13 protein-coding genes are annotated in these 17,054 nt (G+C 70.5%); 9 read left to right on the top strand and 4 right to left on the bottom strand.

Features of this window, described 5'->3' with window-relative positions:
- Positions 1 to 418: 418 nt before the first annotated feature.
- Positions 419 to 2,632: a catalase/peroxidase HPI gene (gene katG / locus AC07AG_RS27440; RefSeq protein WP_478758549.1), complete on the top strand. Its 2,214-nt coding sequence runs from the start codon at positions 419 to 421 to the stop codon at positions 2,630 to 2,632.
- A 53-nt stretch (positions 2,633 to 2,685) separates the two neighbouring features.
- On the opposite strand, the gene AC07AG_RS27435 is transcribed toward katG, so the two are convergent.
- A complete protein-coding gene (locus AC07AG_RS27435) occupies positions 2,686 to 4,029 on the bottom strand; it encodes a Gfo/Idh/MocA family protein (RefSeq protein ID WP_478758547.1) in 1,344 nt (447 codons plus the stop codon).
- A gap of 331 nt (positions 4,030 to 4,360) precedes the next feature.
- On the opposite strand from AC07AG_RS27435, the gene AC07AG_RS27430 reads away from it, so the two are divergent.
- From AC07AG_RS27430 to AC07AG_RS27395, 8 genes are read left to right on the top strand one after another with little or no spacing between them, the layout of a single operon-like run.
- A complete protein-coding gene (locus AC07AG_RS27430; RefSeq protein WP_478758545.1) occupies positions 4,361 to 5,479 on the top strand; it encodes a Gfo/Idh/MocA family protein in 1,119 nt (372 codons plus the stop codon).
- Complete coding sequence (locus AC07AG_RS27425) at positions 5,476 to 6,399, top strand: DUF6807 domain-containing protein (RefSeq protein WP_478758544.1); 924 nt, start codon at positions 5,476 to 5,478, stop codon at positions 6,397 to 6,399. The genes AC07AG_RS27430 and AC07AG_RS27425 overlap by 4 nt, the downstream gene beginning before the upstream one ends.
- Complete coding sequence (locus AC07AG_RS27420) at positions 6,393 to 7,139, top strand: cupin domain-containing protein (protein ID WP_478758542.1); 747 nt, start codon at positions 6,393 to 6,395, stop codon at positions 7,137 to 7,139. Before AC07AG_RS27425 ends, AC07AG_RS27420 begins: the two co-directional genes overlap by 7 nt.
- A 57-nt stretch (positions 7,140 to 7,196) precedes the next feature.
- Positions 7,197 to 8,480, top strand: coding sequence for an ABC transporter substrate-binding protein (locus AC07AG_RS27415; RefSeq protein ID WP_478758540.1), 1,284 nt, complete (start codon positions 7,197 to 7,199; stop codon positions 8,478 to 8,480).
- Positions 8,477 to 9,436, top strand: coding sequence for a carbohydrate ABC transporter permease (locus AC07AG_RS27410; RefSeq protein WP_478758538.1), 960 nt, complete (start codon positions 8,477 to 8,479; stop codon positions 9,434 to 9,436). The genes AC07AG_RS27415 and AC07AG_RS27410 overlap by 4 nt, the downstream gene beginning before the upstream one ends.
- Entirely contained in the window at positions 9,433 to 10,299 is an 867-nt protein-coding gene (locus tag AC07AG_RS27405; protein WP_478758536.1) for a carbohydrate ABC transporter permease, read from the top strand. Before AC07AG_RS27410 ends, AC07AG_RS27405 begins: the two co-directional genes overlap by 4 nt.
- Positions 10,296 to 10,904 carry a hypothetical protein gene (locus AC07AG_RS27400; protein ID WP_478758534.1) on the top strand — a complete coding sequence of 203 codons (609 nt, stop codon included), beginning with the start codon at positions 10,296 to 10,298 and terminating at the stop codon, positions 10,902 to 10,904. Before AC07AG_RS27405 ends, AC07AG_RS27400 begins: the two co-directional genes overlap by 4 nt.
- The gene (locus AC07AG_RS27395) at positions 10,901 to 12,715 is read left to right on the top strand and encodes a hypothetical protein (protein ID WP_478758532.1); all 1,815 of its coding nucleotides are present in this window, start codon (positions 10,901 to 10,903) and stop codon (positions 12,713 to 12,715) included. The genes AC07AG_RS27400 and AC07AG_RS27395 overlap by 4 nt, the downstream gene beginning before the upstream one ends.
- On the opposite strand, the gene AC07AG_RS27390 is transcribed toward AC07AG_RS27395, so the two are convergent.
- The 3 genes from AC07AG_RS27390 to AC07AG_RS27380 all read right to left on the bottom strand — a co-directional run bounded on the left by AC07AG_RS27390 (position 12,672) and on the right by AC07AG_RS27380 (position 17,025).
- Complete coding sequence (locus AC07AG_RS27390; RefSeq protein ID WP_478758531.1) at positions 12,672 to 13,457, bottom strand: class I SAM-dependent methyltransferase; 786 nt, start codon at positions 13,455 to 13,457, stop codon at positions 12,672 to 12,674. The two genes, AC07AG_RS27395 and AC07AG_RS27390, sit on opposite strands and share 44 nt — an antisense overlap.
- A 73-nt stretch (positions 13,458 to 13,530) precedes the next feature.
- On the bottom strand, positions 13,531 to 16,233 hold the full coding sequence (locus tag AC07AG_RS27385) for a discoidin domain-containing protein (protein WP_478758529.1): 2,703 nt from the start codon (positions 16,231 to 16,233) through the stop codon (positions 13,531 to 13,533).
- A 120-nt stretch (positions 16,234 to 16,353) separates the two neighbouring features.
- Entirely contained in the window at positions 16,354 to 17,025 is a 672-nt protein-coding gene (locus tag AC07AG_RS27380; RefSeq protein ID WP_478758527.1) for a GntR family transcriptional regulator, read from the bottom strand.
- Positions 17,026 to 17,054: the final 29 nt, after the last annotated feature.

Below are 17,054 nucleotides of genomic sequence, written 5' to 3'. Positions count from 1 at the left end.
TATTGACTTGGACTTCGTCCATCGTAGGATCAGTTCCGGCCGACGGCCAAGGGACAGGGCAACAGCAGGGAACAGCACGTGACTTCAGGAGACGGGTCCGTTCGCCCCGGCATCCGGTGCGTTCGCCCCGACATCCACTGCCCCGCTCGCGGAGAAACAGTCCGGCGAGCGGGCGGTGGTCCTCGGCCTGGAACCGATCCAGCTCTGCCTGGAACCGGTCCAGGACCCGGCTCTCCTGGAGAAGCCTGCCCACGTCAACCGCGGGCGCACCGTTCACGCCCGCGCCGGCCCTTGGACGGTGACCACCGCGGCGTCGGCTTCTCGGCCGACGATGCCCGTGCCGTCCCTGGGCGCCCCCGACCGACCCGCCGTTCGCAGTTCCTGAGCACCGTGATCCGCCCCGTCCGGAAGGATTCCCATGACTGACAACCATGACGCGATCGTCACCGACCCCGAGCCGGAAGAGACCGGTGGCTGCCCCGTCGCGCACGGTCGCGCCCCGCACCCGACCCAGGGCGGTGGAAACCGCCAGTGGTGGCCGGAGCGGCTCAACCTGAAGATCCTGGCCAAGAACCCCGCCGTGGCCAACCCCCTCGGCGAGGACTTCGACTACGCCGAGGCCTTCAAGACCCTCGACCTCCCGGCAGTGAAACGGGACATCGCCGAGGTCCTCACCACCTCGCAGGACTGGTGGCCCGCCGACTTCGGCAACTACGGCCCGCTCATGATCCGCATGGCGTGGCACAGCGCGGGCACGTACCGCATCAGTGACGGCCGCGGCGGCGCCGGTGCCGGGCAGCAGCGCTTCGCCCCGCTCAACAGCTGGCCTGACAACGTCAGCCTCGACAAGGCCCGCCGACTCCTTTGGCCCGTGAAGCAGAAGTACGGCCAGAACATCTCCTGGGCCGACCTCATGGTCCTCACCGGCAATGTCGCCCTGGAGACGATGGGCTTCAAGACCTTCGGCTTCGCCGGTGGCCGCGCGGACGTGTGGGAGCCCGACGAGGACGTCTACTGGGGTCCCGAGACCACCTGGCTCGACGACGAGCGCTACACCGGCGACCGCGAGCTGGAGAACCCCCTCGGCGCCGTCCAGATGGGTCTCATCTACGTCAACCCCGAGGGCCCCAACGGCAACCCGGACCCGGTCGCCGCGGCCCGCGACATCCGCGAGACGTTCCGCCGCATGGCGATGAACGACGAGGAGACCGTCGCGCTCATCGCCGGTGGCCACACCTTCGGCAAGACCCACGGCGCAGGACCGAGCGAGGCCGTCGGCGACGACCCCGAGGCCGCGCTCATGGAGCAGCAGGGCTTCGGCTGGAAGAACACCCACGGCACCGGCGTGGGCAAGGACGCGATCACCAGCGGCCTTGAGGTCATCTGGACCACCACGCCCACGAAGTGGGGCCACGACTTCTTCAAGCACCTCTTCGAGTACGACTACGAGCTCACCCAGAGCCCGGCGGGTGCCAACCAGTGGGTGGCGACGAACGCCGAGGCGATCATCCCCGACGCCTTCGACGCCTCGAAGAAGCACCGCCCGCAGATGCTCACCACCGACCTGTCGCTGCGCTTCGACCCGGTCTACGAGCAGATCTCGCGCCGCTTCTACGAGAACCCGGACCAGTTCGCGGACGCGTTCGCCCGCGCCTGGTACAAGCTGACGCACCGTGACATGGGCCCGATCGTGCGCTACCTCGGCCCGGAGGTGCCCTCCGAGGTGCTGCTGTGGCAGGACCCGCTGCCGGCGGCCGAGGGCCAGCAGATCGACGCCGCGGACATCGCATCCCTCAAGGAGCAGATCCTCGGCTCGGACCTCACCACCGCGCAGCTGGTCTCCGCGGCCTGGGCCGCGGCGTCCTCCTTCCGCGGCAGCGACAAGCGCGGCGGCGCCAACGGCGGCCGTATCCGCCTGGAGCCGCAGCGCAGCTGGGAGGTCAACAACCCGGACGGCCTCGCGCAGGTTCTGCGCACCCTCGAAGGCATCCAGTCGTCCTTCAACTCCGGTGCCAAGAAGGTCTCGCTGGCCGACCTGGTCGTCCTCGGCGGGTCCGCGGCGGTCGAGAAGGCGGCCAAGGACGGAGGCGTCCAGGTCGAGGTGCCGTTCACGCCGGGCCGTGTCGACGCCACGCAGGAGCAGACGGACGTCGAGTCGTTCGCCGCGCTCGAGCCGACCAACGACGGCTTCCGCAACTTCGCCGGCAAGGGCAACCGCCTGCCGGCCGAGTTCCTGCTGATCGACAAGGCGAACCTGCTGACCCTGAGCGCGCCCGAGCTGACGGTCCTCGTCGGCGGCCTGCGCGTCCTGGGCACCAACCACGCGGGTTCGAAGCACGGCGTGTTCACCGACAAGCCGGGCACCCTGTCGAACGACTTCTTCGTCAACCTCCTCGACATGGGCACGACCTGGAAGTCGACGTCCGCGGCGCAGGACGAGTTCGAGGGCCGTGACGCGAGCGGCGCGGTCAAGTGGACCGGCACCCGCGCCGACCTCGTCTTCGGCTCGAACTCCGAGCTGCGCGCGCTCGCCGAGGTCTACGCGAGCGATGACGCCAAGGAGAAGTTCGTGAAGGACTTCGTCGCGGCCTGGGACAAGGTCATGAACCTCGACCGGTTCGACCTGGTCTGAGTTCTCCGGTCATGACGTCAGGGTCGGCCCGCGCGGGCCGACCCTGACGGCGTTCAGCTCTCCAACAGGCCCTGGGCGTCGACCGGGAGCCCGGTCACGAAGGACTGGTTCGCTGCCAGGCCCGTGGCCAGCGAGCGCGCTCCGTCGCCCGCGTCCGCCGCGCGGCCCAGGGAGTCCGCATCGCCGGGGGCCCGCTCGCCGAAGAGGTCGGCCAGCATGCGCACGTCGCCGCCGCCATGCCCGCCCTCGCCCGTGGGCACCTTCACTTCCCGGGGTTCCTCCCAGGCGCGGCGTACCAGGAGCTGGGTGCGCCCTGCCTCGTCCCCGACCGCCGCGCCGTGCAGGACGGCGCTCGCCCCGTCGGTCCGGACATCGGGCCGTGTCCAGGTGGACTCCTCCACGAGGAGTTCGACACGTCCCTCGCTGCCGTTGAAGGCGATCCGACAGCCCTCCCAGGGCGCGTACGCGGTGAGGTGGTACGAGAGGGTCGCGCCGGAGGAGTAGCGCACGAGGACCGCCATGTCGTCCTCGATGTCCACCCCGGGCCCGAACACGTTCTGGTCGCGGTGGTAGCCGTCCTCGCTCTCCGCCTCCAGGTACAGGGCGCTGAGCACCGAGGAGTCGGCCAGGCGGATGGCGAAGGGGTCGCCCTCGGCGGCGGCGGAGCCGTGGGCGCGGGTGTAGTCGCGGGCCAGGCCGCGCCGGTTGCCCGCCTCGTCGCCGTAGAAGAAGAGCCGGCCCTGGGCGTAGACGGTCTCCGGCTCCGCGCCCAGCCACCAGTTGACCAGGTCGAAGTGGTGGGTGGCCTTGTGCACCATCAGGCCGCCGGAGTTCGCCTTGTCGCGGTGCCAGCGGCGGAAGTAGTCGGCGCCGTGCCGCAGATCGAGCAGCCACTCGAAGTGCACCGAGCCGACCTCGCCGATCTCGCCGTCCGCGAGGAGCTCGCGCACGGCCGAGTGCACCGGGTTGTAGCGGTAGTTGAAGGCGACGCGGACCTCGCGGCCCGTGCGGCGCTGGGCGTCGAGGATGCGCCGGGCGCGCTCGGTGGTCGTGGTCATCGGCTTCTCGGTGACCACGTCGCAGCCCGCTTCGAGCGCCCGCACGATGTAGTGGTCGTGCAGGTGGTCGACCGTGCACACCACCACGAGATCGATGCGCTCGCGGCGCAGCATCTCCTCGAAGTCGTCCGCCGAGTAGGCGGGTACGGGCGGTCGGCCGGGGTGGGCGGACGCGATCCAGTCGTTGTGGACGGCCATGCGGTGCGCGTTGACGTCGCAGAAGCCGGCCAGCTCGATCCGGTCCGCGTGGGGACCGGCGAGCGCCTCGGTGAAGAGCTGGGTGCGGGCGCCGAGTCCCACCACGGCACAGCGGCGACGGCGCGGGGCGTCGAAGGGCATGCGGGATTCCGTTCGGGGAGGTGGAGGGTGCGGGATGTCCGGATGCGGGCGTCACGGGGGAGGCGGTGATCGGGCGGCAACGGTTGCAGGTGCGACCGCGCCGGGCAAGAGGGCCCGAACGAACGGGACGCGTCGCCGACTTGGGGGATCTCCACCGGCGCGGATGAAGATCCTGGTCGGCGCGGGGGTGGTGGGAAGCGGCCGGGCAACGTTCGCTGTCCACATATTGAGTCGATTCAGTTTTCGGCTCCGAGGTCTTGTCCTGACATTCCCGCGGTGCCTAGGGTCGGCCCCGGTGCAAGCGCTTTCTAGGCTCGTTCGAGGAGACCGTATGTCCTCCACCCCCACCCGTCTACGTGCTGCCGTCGTCGGCACGGGCGGCATTGTGACCGGCAGCCATCTGCCCGCCCTGCGGGCCCATTCCGACCGGATCGAGCTGAGAGCCGCCGTCGACGTCGACCCGGCCAGGCTCGCTGCCTTCCGTGCGGAGGCCAGGACGGCGGGCATGGAGGTCGAGGGCTACGCGGACTTCGACGCGATGCTCGACGCGGTCCACCCCGACCTGGTGTTGATCGGCACGCCGCCGTCGCTGCACCGGGAGCAGACCGTGGCCGCGCTGAAGGCGGGCGCGTGGGTGCTGTGCGAGAAGCCGTTGTGCCTCTCGCTCGCCGAGTACGACGAGATCGCCGCCGCCGAGCAGGCATCAGGAACGTACGCCTCCGTGGTCTTCCAGCACCGCTACGGCTCGGGCGCCGTCCACGCCCGCGAGCTGATCGCGGGCGGCGAGCTCGGCGCACCCCGGGTCGCGCACTGCCAGACCACCTGGCACCGGGACAGCGCCTACTACGCGGTGCCGTGGCGCGGCCGGTGGGAGAGCGAGGGCGGCGGCCCCACCATGGGGCACGGCATCCACCAGTTCGACCTGCTCCTGCACCTGCTGGGCGACTGGACCGAGGTGCGCGCCATGGCGGCCCGCCTCGTCCACGACACCGAGAGCGAGGACGTCTCGACCGCCCTGGTGCGGTTCGCGAACGGCGCGCTCGCCACCGTCGTCAACAGTGTCCTGTCCCCGGACGAGGTCAGCCGCATCCGCGTCGACTGCGCCGACGCGACCGTCGAACTCACGCACCTGTACGGGCACTCCAACGACGACTGGGTCTACACCCCGGCCCCGCACACCGACGCCGGGCGCACGGCAGCCTGGCGCACCCCCGCCGCCGACGTGCCCAGCTCGCACGCCGCCCAGCTCGGCGCGCTCCTCGACGCCTACGACCAGGGCGTACGGCCGCCGGGTAGCGGCACCGACGCCCGGCGCACCCTCGAATTCGCCGCCGCGCTCTACAAGTCGGCGTTCACCGGACAGCCGGTGCTCGCGGGCGAGATCGCCGCGGGTGACCCCTACTACCCGGCCATGCACGGCAGCCACCCCGACTGGAGTCCCCAGCGATGACGATTCAGGTCACCCACACCCACGGCGAGCGGATCACGGTCCGGTCGGGCGACGTCGAGCTGCTCAGCTACGTCTACGCGCCGGACCCGGACCCCTTCGAGGCCCGCAAGCCCTACATCCATCCGCTGCGCACCCTGGCCGGACACCAGGTCTCGGGGTACCGCCCGAACGACCACCGCTGGCACAAGGGCCTCCAGATGACCGCCAGCCATCTGTCGGGTCAGAACTTCTGGGGCGGCAACTGCTATGTCCACGGCGAGGGTTATCTGCGTCTGCCGGAGCGGGTCGGATCCATGCGCCACGACGGGTTCGCCGTCCTGGACGTCGAGGACGACCGCCTCAGCCTCGTCGAAGAGCTCACCTGGATCGAGAACGGCGGCCAGGAATGGGCCAGGGAGGAGCGCGGCATCACCGTCCACTCCGTCGACGAGCAGGCCGGATCCTGGGCCCTGGACTGGTCGATCCGCCTGACCAACATCCGTGACGAACCCCTGCGCTTCGGCTCGCCGACCACCGCGGGACGCGACATGGCCGGATACACGGGCCTGCAGTGGCGCGGGCCGCGCGACTTCACCGGCGGCGCCGCCTTCGGCCCCGACGACGAGAAGGACGCGGCCCAGCTCATGGGCACCCAGGGTCCCTGGCTCGCCTTCACCGCCGAGCACGACGACGTCGACGCGCACTCCACGCTCGTCTTCGCACATGCCCCCGAGAACCTGGACACAGCGAGCGCGATCCATGACTCGCACTGGTTCGTGCGCTCCGAACCCATCCCCACCGTCGCCTTCTCCTGGGCGTTCTTCGACGAGTTCGCGCTGCCGCCCGGCGCCTCCTTCACCTACCGCTACCGCGTCGTGGTCGCCGACGGCGCCTGGGACCGCGACCGCGTCGCCACCCACCTGAAGGGCCTGACATGGTGAGCCTTCCGCACCCGCTGCCCGGAGCCATCGGCCTCTCGCACCTGAGCGCCTACGACTGGGAGGCCGCCGACGGAGTGTGCGGCGGCAGCCCGCACCTGCACCTCGTGTGCACCGAGGCGTACGTCGTCACCGGCGGCCGCGGCGCCGTCCAGACGCTCAGCCCCGACGGCTACCGCGAGGTCCCCCTGGAGGCGGGCTCGGTCGCGTGGTTCACCCCCGGCACCGTGCACCGCATGGTCCAGGGCGGTGACCTGCGGATCACGGTCCTGATGCAGAACAGCGGCCTGCCCGAGGCCGGGGACGCCGTCTTCACCTTCCCGCCCGACGTGCTCGCCGACCCCGAGCGGTACGCGGCAGCGGCGAAACTCCCCGCGAAGGAAGGGCCGGAGGCCGAAGCCGCCGCACGCAAGCGCCGCGACCTGGCCGTCGAGGGCTATCTGCCGCTGCGCGAGGCGCTCGAAGCCGGGGACAACGGCCCCTACCTGGAGTTCCAGCAGGCCGCGGCCCGGCTCGTGCGGGACAAGATCCCCACCTGGCGCGAACTGTGGCGGGCCGGCGCCCTCGCCACCGCCGAGCGCACCGGCGCGCAGCTCGACGCGCTGGAGTCCGGCAGCCCCGACCACCTCGCGGGATCGGGCTCGTACGACAGCCGTCCCTCTCGCATCGGCGGCTACGGCATGTGTGGGCGCCGCGACGAGTACGAACTGCCGGGCACCACGCTCCCGTACCACGGCGAATAGCCGCCGCCTTCACCAGACAAGTCCGTCAAGGAACCAGAGAGGAGAGGTGTCTTCGGCATGCCCGGAAACAGGACAAAGTGGTCCTGCGCGACGGTCGCGGTGCTCACGCTCAGTGTGCTGCTCACCGGCTGCGGCGGCTCGGACGAATCGAGCGGCGGCGGCAGGACCGTCCTGCGCTACACCTGGTGGGGCAACCCCGACCGGGCGGCCCGTACCCAGGAAGCTGTCGCGCTGTTCGAGAAGGAGCACCCCGGGGTCACGGTGCAGACCTCGTTCGCCGGCTACGAGGCGTACAAGCAGAAGCTCGCCACCCAGGCCGCGGGCGGCGACGCGCCCGACGTGATGCAGCTCGACTACCGGCAGATCGACCAGTACGCGTCCGGCGGGATCCTGCTCGACCTGGGAAAGCAGAAGAAGGCCCTGCGCACCGAAGCGATCGACCCCGGCCTCCTCGCCACCGGCGTCGTGGACGGCACCCAGTACGCGATCCCGCAGGGGCGCGGCACCGAGGCCGTCGTGTACGACGCCGAACAGTGGAAGGCGGCAGGGGTGACACTCCCGCGCAAGGGCTGGACCTGGGACGAATGGGCCGACGCCATGCGGGAGTTGGCGAAGAAGGCAGGGAAGCCGGGCTCCATCGACCCCGGGCAGAGCGAGGACTGCTTCGAGGTGTGGCTGCGCGGCCAGGGCAAGTCGCTGTACACGAAGGATCGCGGCCTCGGCTTCACGGCCGATGACCTCACCCGCTGGTGGACCTTCACCGACAAGCTGCGGCGCGAGGGGGCGGTGTCGTCCGCCGAGCAGACCACGCAGCTCGACGGGTCGGTGGAGAACCAGCCGCTGGCCCGCGGCAAGGCGGTCGCCGACTTCAACTGGGACGCGCCCTCCAGCGGTTTCACGGCGATCGTGGGCGAAGGCCTGACCCTCGCCCCGATGCCCTCGGGTTCGGACGGCACGCCCGGCCAGTACTTCAAGCCCTCGATGTTCATGGGCGCGGCGGCCACCACCGAACATCCCGAGGAATCCGCCGAGTTCATCGACTTCATGATCAATGACGGGAAGGCGGCGGCGATCCTCGGCGCCTCCCGGGGCATCCCCGTCAACGAGCCGATCCGTGACGACATCGGCCCCGGGCTCAAGGACTTCGACAAGGTCGTCGCCGACTACCAGGACTCCGTCGACGGCAGTCTCAGGACACCGCCGAAGGCCCCGCCCACCGGCGACAACTCCCTCCAGACCACCTTCCAGCGCGACTACGACCAGGTGTCGTTCGAGCAGATGACACCCCGTGAGGCCGCGGAGGACTTCATCACCGAGGCGAAGGCGGAGCTGAGGTCATGACCACCACCGACGTGGCCGCGAAGCCCGTGCGCGCCAAGAGCCCCGCGCCACCGAGGCAGCAGCGCGGCAGGATCCGACGGGAGGGCGCGGCCTGGGTGTTCCTCTCGCCCTGGGTGCTCGGCGCCGTCGTCCTGACGCTGCTCCCGATGGCCGTCTCGCTGTATCTGTCCTTCACCGACTACGACCTGTTCAACGCCCCGCGCTGGGTGGGACTGCGCAACTACGTCCAGATGTTCACCGAGGACCCGCGCTACTGGCGCTCGGTCGGCGCGACCCTGATGTACGTCGTCATCGCCGTGCCGCTGCAACTGGCGCTCGCCCTCGCCGTCGCACTCGCCCTGAAGTCCATGAAGCGCGGCAAGTCCTTCTACCGGTCCGCCTTCTACGCCCCTTCGCTGCTCGGCGCGTCCATGTCGATCGCCCTGGTGTGGCGGGCGGTCTTCAACGACGGCGGCACCGTCGACAACCTCCTGTCCGACATCGGCATCCACACCGGCGGCTGGGTCAACAAGCCCGGCTGGGCGCTGCTGGCCGTGGCGCTCCTGACGGTCTGGCAGTTCGGCGCCCCCATGGTGATCTTCCTTGCGGGTCTCCAGCAGATCCCCGTCGAACTCTACGAAGCGGCGTCGGTGGACGGAGCGAGCCGCAAGCGGCAGTTCGTCTCCATCACGCTGCCGATGCTGTCGCCGGTGCTCTTCTTCAACCTGGTGCTCCAGACCATCCAGGCCTTCCAGGTCTTCACCCCCGCCTTCGCGGTCAGCGGTGGCAAGGGCGGCCCCGCCGACTCCACCCTCTTCTACACGCTCTACCTCTACGACCGCGGCTTCGTCGCATCGCACATGGGCTACGCATCCGCCATGGCCTGGGTCCTGCTGCTCGCCATCGGAGCCGTGACCGCGGTGCTCTTCCGCACCTCGCGCTCCTGGGTCTTCTACGCGAACGAGGGGGAGCGATGACCACCACCGCAACCACCGTGGGCCGTCGGTCCTTGCCCTGGCGCCGGGTCGCGCTGCACGCCGGATGTCTGGCCGCACTCCTGGTGATGCTGTATCCGCTGGCCTGGCTCGTCGCCACGTCGCTCAAGCCCGCCGACGAGGTGATCGCGAGCCTGAACCTGCTGCCGGGCAAGCTGGAGTGGTCGAACTACTCGACCGCCCTCGACGGTGTGGACGACGTGTCCGTCGGGCGACTGCTCTCCAACTCCCTGCTGATCGCGGGCGGCGCCGTCATCGGCAACGTACTGAGCTGTTCCCTCGCGGCATACGCCTTCGCCCGGCTTCGGTTCCGCTTGCGCGGCCCGCTGTTCGCCTTCATGATCGCGACGATCATGCTGCCGCACCACGCCGTCCTGATCCCGCAGTACATCATCTTCAACCAGCTCGGCATGGTGAACACCTACTGGCCGCTGATCCTGCCGAAGTTCCTCGCCACCGAGGCCTTCTTCGTCTTCCTCATCGTGCAGTTCATGCGCGGCCTGCCGCGCGAGCTGGAGGAAGCGGCCAGGATCGACGGCTGCGGCCCGTTCCGGAGCTTCTTCCTGGTCGTCCTGCCGCTCACCAGGCCCGCGCTGATCACCACCGCGATCTTCACCTTCATCTGGACCTGGAACGACTTCTTCACCCAGCTGATCTATCTCTTCTCGCCGGAGAAGTTCACCCTGACACTGGCGCTGCGGTCGTTCGTGGACGCCTCCAGCCAGTCGGCGTTCGGCCCGATGTTCGCCATGTCGGTGATCGCGCTGCTGCCGATCGTGCTGTTCTTCCTCGCTTTCCAGCGCTTCCTGGTCGAGGGCATGGCCAACTCCGGGGTCAAGGAATGAGCGCGCGGACCCGCGAGCCGGGCGAGATGTTCGGGCCCCGGATGACCTTGTTCGCCGATGTGCTGGCCCTGGGCGTGGTCACGGCGCTGGCCTGTCTGCCGCTGATCACCGCTCCTGCGGCGCTCTCCACCGCCTGCGCGGTCGTGCGCGGCACGGGGGAGGACCAACCCGCCACGGCGCGGCGTTACGTGGCGCTGCTGCGTCAGCGGTTCCGTGCCGGTGACCTCGCCGCGGGCGCGGTCGCGCTCGCCGGGGTGCTGCTGTTCGCCGCCGATCTGGCTCTGGCCGGGGTGGGGCTGCCGGGTGCCCGTGTCTTCGCCGTGACGGCCGCGGCGATCGGGGCGTGCGCCGTGATCGTGGGGCTGCGCGCCTGCGCCCGCCCCGAAGCGCTCGGCGACTGGCGCGCCGCGGTGCGCGGCGCCGCCGGTGACTCGGCGCGGGACGTGGGCGGCAGCCTCCTGGTCCTGCTCGCCCTCGCGGCCGCCGTGCTGTGCGCATGGATGATGCTGCCGCTCGCGTTCCTCGTGCCGGGGCCGCTGGCCCTGGCGCTCACCGCCATCGACGTACGCAACCACGTACGCGTGCCCCAGAGGGAGACAGCGTGATCGCCCGCAGGACCTTCCTCGCCACCTCCGCCACGGTCACCGCCGCGGGAATCTCCGGCCGCACGGCTGCGGCGGCGGACGGCGGCCGACCCGAACAACCCGCGCAGGACACGGACTTCGTCGCCCTCCTCACCGCCGCCGCCGACGAGCGCGTCGACGCAGTCCTCGACACCTACGACGGCAACATCACCGAGCTGCGCGACCTGGGCAAGGCCCGCGCCGCCGCCCGCAGCCTGCGCACCCTCACCTCCGTCCACGTGCACACCGCGTCGGCGCACCATCACGACGGTGCGCTCCTGGGCCCGATGGGAGAACTCGCCGACGCCCTCGCCGACGAACAGTTCGACGACGGGCTGTGGGACCAGGGCGCCGTCCACTCGCCGCCCGACACCGCCTTCTCGATCGTCGACCTGAACATCGTCCACGCCTTGCTCGACAAGGACGGCGAGCGGTCCACCGAGAAGGTGCGGGCCACGGTCGAGCGGATTCTGCGCAAGGCGGGCCCCGGCCTCGCGCACGGCGGCGTGCACACCGCGAATCACCGCTGGCTGGTGTGCTCCGCGCTCTCCCGCATCCACCGGCGCTGGCCCGACGCCTCCTATCCCAGGCGCATCGACGCCTGGCTCGCGGAGGGCATCGACCAACTGCCGGGCGGCGAGTACAGCGAGCGCAGCCCCACGTACTCGGCGGTGGTCACCAACCCGGCCCTGCTGACCATCGCCCGCTTCCACGACCGCCGCGACCTGTACGCACACGTACGGGACAACCTCACCGCCTCGCTCTACGTAACCGAGCCCAACGGCGAGGTGGAGTCCGTCCATTCGCGCCGCCAGGACCAGGCGGCGCTGCGCCAGTTGCCCGAGTTCTGGCTCCAGTACCGGGAGTTGGCGATCCGTGACGGCAACGGAACGTTCGCCGCGGTCGCCGAACTCCTTCGGGAGCGCGGCACCGGGCAGACCTTCGGCGAGACCCCGCTGGGCGACCGGCTCGCCGAGGTCCTCGACCGCCCCGAGCTCGCCCGTGAGCTTCCGGCGGCGAAGGAGATTCCGGCCGACTTCGAGCACCACGACGCCGACTGCCGCCTGGTGCGCGTGCGCCGCGGTGAGCGCACGGCGAGCATCTTCGGCGGCACGGACCTGCCCGAGGTGCACGTCATCTCCTCGGGCCTTTCCACCAACCCCACGTTCTTCAAGATGCGCAAGGGCGCCGCGATCCTCGACTCACTGCGTCTTGCCCCGCAGTTCTTCTCGCTCGGCCCCTTCCGGTCCGAGGGTCTTGAGCGCCGGGGCGACGCGTGGCGGCTGCACGCGGAGGTCCGTGCGGCGTTCCACCAACCGCTGCCGCGCCGCCACCGGCGCAAGGACGGGCTCTACCCGCTCACCGACGACGGCCGATTCTGGTCGGCGATGGACTTCCCGCACCGGCCGGGGGAGTACCGGTCCCTGCGCACCGAGATCCTGGTGCGCGAGACGGACGACGGCGGCTGGGACCTGTCCTTCGACGTGTCGGAGTCGGCGGTGCCGCTGGCCCTTGAGCTGTGCTTCCGGCGGGGCGGGGAGCTGTCGGGGGACGGCCTGGAGCCGGTCGCCGGAGCGGACGACACCTACCAGCTCGTCAGCGGCGATGCGACCTACGCGGTCGGCGACGACCGGATCACGTTCGGCCCCGGCAACGGAAAGGGCGGCAAACAGCCGCCCGTGGTCGAGCCGGGGGAGCGCTACACCTGGATGAACGGCTCCCTCACCCCGGACGGCATCCGGGTCCTGATCACCGGGCGTTCGCCGCTGACGTATCGGATGACGCTGCGCTGACCTCGCCCTCGTGGACCTCCGGGCGGCGGGCGAAGAAGACGAACTCCCTGCCCGGCCGGTCCGGGGCGTCACGGACCTCGTCCACCACGTAGCCGTGCGCGGTCAGCGAGCCGGTCACCTCGTCGCGTTCGCGGAAGCGCAGGGTCGAGTCGGAGGTGAGGGTCTCGCCGGTCGTGGTCAGGACGACCGTGCTGCGGAAGGTCACCAGCGGCCAGGTGACGTCGGTGACGTCCAGCCAGGTCTCGACGTCGCCGACGCCCTCGACGGCGACCGTGCGGTGGGTCGCGGCGCGGTTCCACTCCTCCCACGCCCGCCTGGCCGGGTCGCGGGTCTCGAAGACGAGGTGGCCGCCGGGCCGCAGCGCGGCGTGAATTCCGCGCAGGGTGCCCTCCCACACCTCCGGGTCCGTGATCGCCTGGGCCACGTTGGCGGTCATGGTGGCAAGGTCCACCCGCATCGCGGGGAGCGCGGTCGCGTCGCCGTGGATCCACCGCACGCGCTCGCTGCCGGGCTTGGACCGCGCGACGTCGAGCGAGGCGGCGGCCGGTTCGACGCCGGTCACCCGCACTCCGCGGCCGGACAAAATCAGCGCGAACGTACCCGTGCCGCATCCCACGTCCAGCACGTGATGTGCCGTCAGTTCCGCTGCCACGGCGGCGTACACGTCCAGGTCGCCGCGGTCCGCTTCGAGCGGATCGTAGAGCGCCGCCAGCCTCGGGTTCTCGTACGCCTCGTCTACCACGCCTGCGAGGCTAACAACGGGAGCGGCGGTGGCGGCACTCCTTTTGTGCCTCCACCGCCGCTCCCGCCGTCACTTATCGGCGGCGGACGGTCAACTCCTGGATGCCCGCGGGCTTCTTCGCGTCCTTGGAGGTGAACGTCACTCGGATGTAGCGGGCGGTCTCTCCGTCCGGTGAGGCGGTCTTCCAGTGCTTTCCGTCGAGTGAGGTCTGCACGGTGTGCTGCGTCGGCTTCACGTCCGTCCAGTGCGGGGTGATCTTCGAGATCGGGGAGACCTTGCCGAGGTCCGCGGTGAGTCCCGCGCGGGCGGTGTCGGGAACCCAGGCGGTGGCGGTGTTGCCGTCGAGTGCGGCGTTCGCGTACTGGCCGGGCTGCTCCGAAGTCGCCTTCGCCGTACGGCACCTGGCGACGTTGTCGGTGGGCTCGAGGTCAGGGCGGCGGGTCTTGACGTGCGCGGGCGCGCCCTGGCTGACGATCTGCTTGCCCTGCGGTGTCTCGATCTCGAAGGGCTTGCCGTGGGTGAGGCGCACGGTGGTGTCGTGGGCGCCGATGGCGATGTCGTACGTACGGCCCTGCCAGCGCAGGCCGTCGAGCTTCACGCCCTGGGACAGCTGCGGCGGCAGCATCGGGTCGAGCTGCACGCTGTTCTCGCGCATCCGCTGCCCGGTCAGGCCGTTGGTGAAGACCTGGAGGAAACCGCCCTGGCCGGTCGTGAAGTTCTGGGCCGGGGAGCCCGACAGCGGGTCGGAGGCGCCCGCCTTGTCACCGCGCGCCTCGGAGAACAGGTCGAACGGGCCACGTACAAAGGGCCGGATGGAACGCTCCAGGTAGGTGTACGCGGAGCAGCCCGGCTCGCCGATGGCGGCGGCGTCGATGGCGTGCACCGAGTCGGTCATCGCGGGGCCGTCGGGGTCGGTGCGGGCCGCGTAGTAGTCGAGGGTGTTGGTGGCGGCCTGCTTCGACATCGGCCACTCCAGCGGGTACATCAGGAGCACGGTGTCTGCCTGCTTGATCACCGAGCCCTTGTAGCCGTCGTACTGCTGGAAGACCTGCTTCTTCTTGTCGTAGGGGATGCGCAGCTTGTCGGCGACGGTGTGCCAGCTCGCGGGGGCGTCCTTGCCGAGGATCTTCGCGGTGCGGGCGGCGGTGCGCAGGGTGGTCGCGGCGCCCGCGTTGGTGAAGACGCCGTCGTCGACGCCGTTGCTGTACTCGTCGGGCCCCGCGACGTCCTTGATGGAGTAACTGCCGTCGGCGTTGCGGGTCGCGCGGTCGGCCCAGAACTCGGCGATGCCCTTGATCACCGGCCAGCCGCGGGTGCGCAGCCAGTGGGTGTCCTTGGTCGCGAGGTAGTACTGCCAGGCCGCCAGGGCGACATCGCTCTGCAGGTGGTTCTGGGTGCGGCAGTGCGGCGGATCCACGCTGTGGCACTCGGACTGGAGGTCGCCCTCGCTCGCGCTGGTCCAGGGGTAGAAGAGGCCGCGGTGGCCGAGCTTCTCCGCGTTGGCGCGGGCGCCGGCCCGGGTGCGGTAGCGGTAGTCCACGACGGACCTGGCGAGGTCGGGGTGGGCGGCGAGCAGCGCCGGGTACATCCAGGTCTCCGCGTCCCAGAAGACGAGGCCCGCGTAGTTGTCGCTGCTCAGGCCGGTGGGGGAGATGCTGTTGGCCGCGCCGGTGCGGCTGCTGGAGAGCAGCCCGTACTGGGCGGACCGCACCCACGACTGGAGCTCGCCCTGTCCCCGCAGTTCGATGTCGCTGCGCCACAGCTTGCGCCAGGCGGCGGTGTGGCCGCTGAACAACGCGTCCCAGCCACGTCCTGCCGCACGCTGCGAGGCCGTGACGGCGTCGCGCTCGGGGGCGCGGGAGGTCAGTGCGGTGTCGACGCCCACGTACTTGGTGAGTTCGTAGGTCCGGCCGGAGTGGACCGGGACACCGACGGACTGTTGGGCGCTCAACTTGCGGGCAGTGGCTGAGTTTTGTTCATTTCCTGTACGCACACCCTGCCCCGCGCGCAGGGTCGACGCGACCGTCCCTTCGGTCTTCGTGCCGTCCGTGCGGAACCCCACGGCCATGGTCCGCCCTCCGGAGCGGGCGCCGCCGCCGGTGGGTGTCATGCGCCGGGCGCCGCGGCCGTCGATGCGGTCGGTGACCTTCGCGCTGCCGTTCCAGTGCGGGGTCATGCGCAGGCGTACGGCGCCGACGTGGGGGTTGTCGCGGTCCGCGAGGACGTCGTAGGCGAGGTCGGTGGCCCGGCCGTCGGCGGCCGTCCAGGTGAGCTCGGTCCGCACCAGGCCGCGGCGCAGGTCGAGGCTCTGCCGGTAGTGCGAGATCCGGGAGGCCGGCGTCGCGGAGGTGAACGTCTCGGACGTGGGTCCGCCGGTGGACACCGTGAGCGGGGTCCACGTGGGGATGGCCGCGGCGACCTGGCGGTTCTCGGTGGTGTCCTTGTTGTGGCCGTAGAGCCCGGAGACGAAGGAACCGTCGTAGCGGGGGGTGAACAGCGGCCACCCGGTCTTGGCGTCGGACGCCGCGTAGCCGGTTCCGCTGGGCGGGACGCGCTGGCCGAGATAGCCGTTGCCGACGAAGGCGTGGTACGTGTCCTTCGCGTCGATGCGGGTCGACGTCAGCGTCCAGTCGTCGTGGGGGGATGGCGCGGGCGTCGTCGGCTCTTCGGTTCTCGGGGTCGCGATGTCGGCCGCCGCTGTGGGGGGAACGGCCGCGGCGAGCACACCCACGAGGAAGGGTGCGATGAACCGGGCCGTGCGGGGGAGGGACCTCATTGTGCTCCGTTGCGGGGTCGCCGGGGAAGGTCAGGCGACCATAAAGATGTGAACGGTCCGCGTCAACGAATCGCGCAATGTGTTGAAGAAACAAACGAACCAGCGAGTAGGCCCCCCCGTCTACTCCTTGGCGCCCCGCGCCCACAATGAGCGCACATGCCCGAGATGGCGGGTCATGCACTGCTCCGCGCCCTCGGCGTCGCCCGCCACCATCAGGTCCAGGAGCTCGATGTGCTCCTGGGCCGACGGGATCAGACGGCCGCGCTCGTCCAGTGCCGTCAGTCCGTACAGGCGGGAGCGCTTGCGCAGGTCACCGACGGTCTCGACGAGCCGGTCGTTGCCGCCGAGTGCGAGCAGGGAGAGGTGGAACTGCCGGTCCGCCTCGAGATAGCCGATGAGGTCGTGGTCGCGGGCCGCGCGCACGATCTCATCGGCGACGGGGCGCAGCCGCTCAAGATCCGCGCGCGACGCGGAGCGGGTGATGCGGCCGATCATGGGGACCTCGATGAGCGTGCGGATCTCGGTGTACTGGTCGAGATCGCGTTCATTGACCTCGGTGACCCGGAAGCCCTTGTTGCGGACCGGCTCCACCAGGCCCTCGCGGGCCAGGTCGAGCATCGCCTCGCGCACCGGCGTCGCGGAGATCCCGAAGTCCTCGGCGAGAACGGGCGCCGAGTAGACCTCGCCGGGCCTGAGTTCACCGGATATCAGCGCGGCCCGCAGATGGTGGGCGACCTGATCACGCAGCCGCTCCCGGGGAGTGACGAGGGTGCGCTGTGGGAGGTGGCCCATGGTGGTGATCCCTTCGTGGCCCCGCAGGT

Source organism: Streptomyces sp. NPDC044044, from assembly GCF_056434405.1.
Note: the sequence above shows the minus strand (reverse complement) of the source record. Positions and strands in the feature narration are given on the sequence as shown.

Coding starts and splice junctions, on each gene's coding strand:
- katG (WP_478758549.1), top strand. CDS start 419: ATGACTGACAACCATGACGCGATCGTCACCGACCCCGAGCCGGAAGAG.
- AC07AG_RS27415 (WP_478758540.1), top strand. CDS start 7,197: ATGCCCGGAAACAGGACAAAGTGGTCCTGCGCGACGGTCGCGGTGCTC.
- AC07AG_RS27380 (WP_478758527.1), bottom strand. CDS start 17,025: ATGGGCCACCTCCCACAGCGCACCCTCGTCACTCCCCGGGAGCGGCTG.
- AC07AG_RS27435 (WP_478758547.1), bottom strand. CDS start 4,029: ATGCCCTTCGACGCCCCGCGCCGTCGCCGCTGTGCCGTGGTGGGACTC.
- AC07AG_RS27385 (WP_478758529.1), bottom strand. CDS start 16,233: ATGAGGTCCCTCCCCCGCACGGCCCGGTTCATCGCACCCTTCCTCGTG.
- AC07AG_RS27420 (WP_478758542.1), top strand. CDS start 6,393: ATGGTGAGCCTTCCGCACCCGCTGCCCGGAGCCATCGGCCTCTCGCAC.
- AC07AG_RS27400 (WP_478758534.1), top strand. CDS start 10,296: ATGAGCGCGCGGACCCGCGAGCCGGGCGAGATGTTCGGGCCCCGGATG.
- AC07AG_RS27405 (WP_478758536.1), top strand. CDS start 9,433: ATGACCACCACCGCAACCACCGTGGGCCGTCGGTCCTTGCCCTGGCGC.
- AC07AG_RS27425 (WP_478758544.1), top strand. CDS start 5,476: ATGACGATTCAGGTCACCCACACCCACGGCGAGCGGATCACGGTCCGG.
- AC07AG_RS27410 (WP_478758538.1), top strand. CDS start 8,477: ATGACCACCACCGACGTGGCCGCGAAGCCCGTGCGCGCCAAGAGCCCC.
- AC07AG_RS27430 (WP_478758545.1), top strand. CDS start 4,361: ATGTCCTCCACCCCCACCCGTCTACGTGCTGCCGTCGTCGGCACGGGC.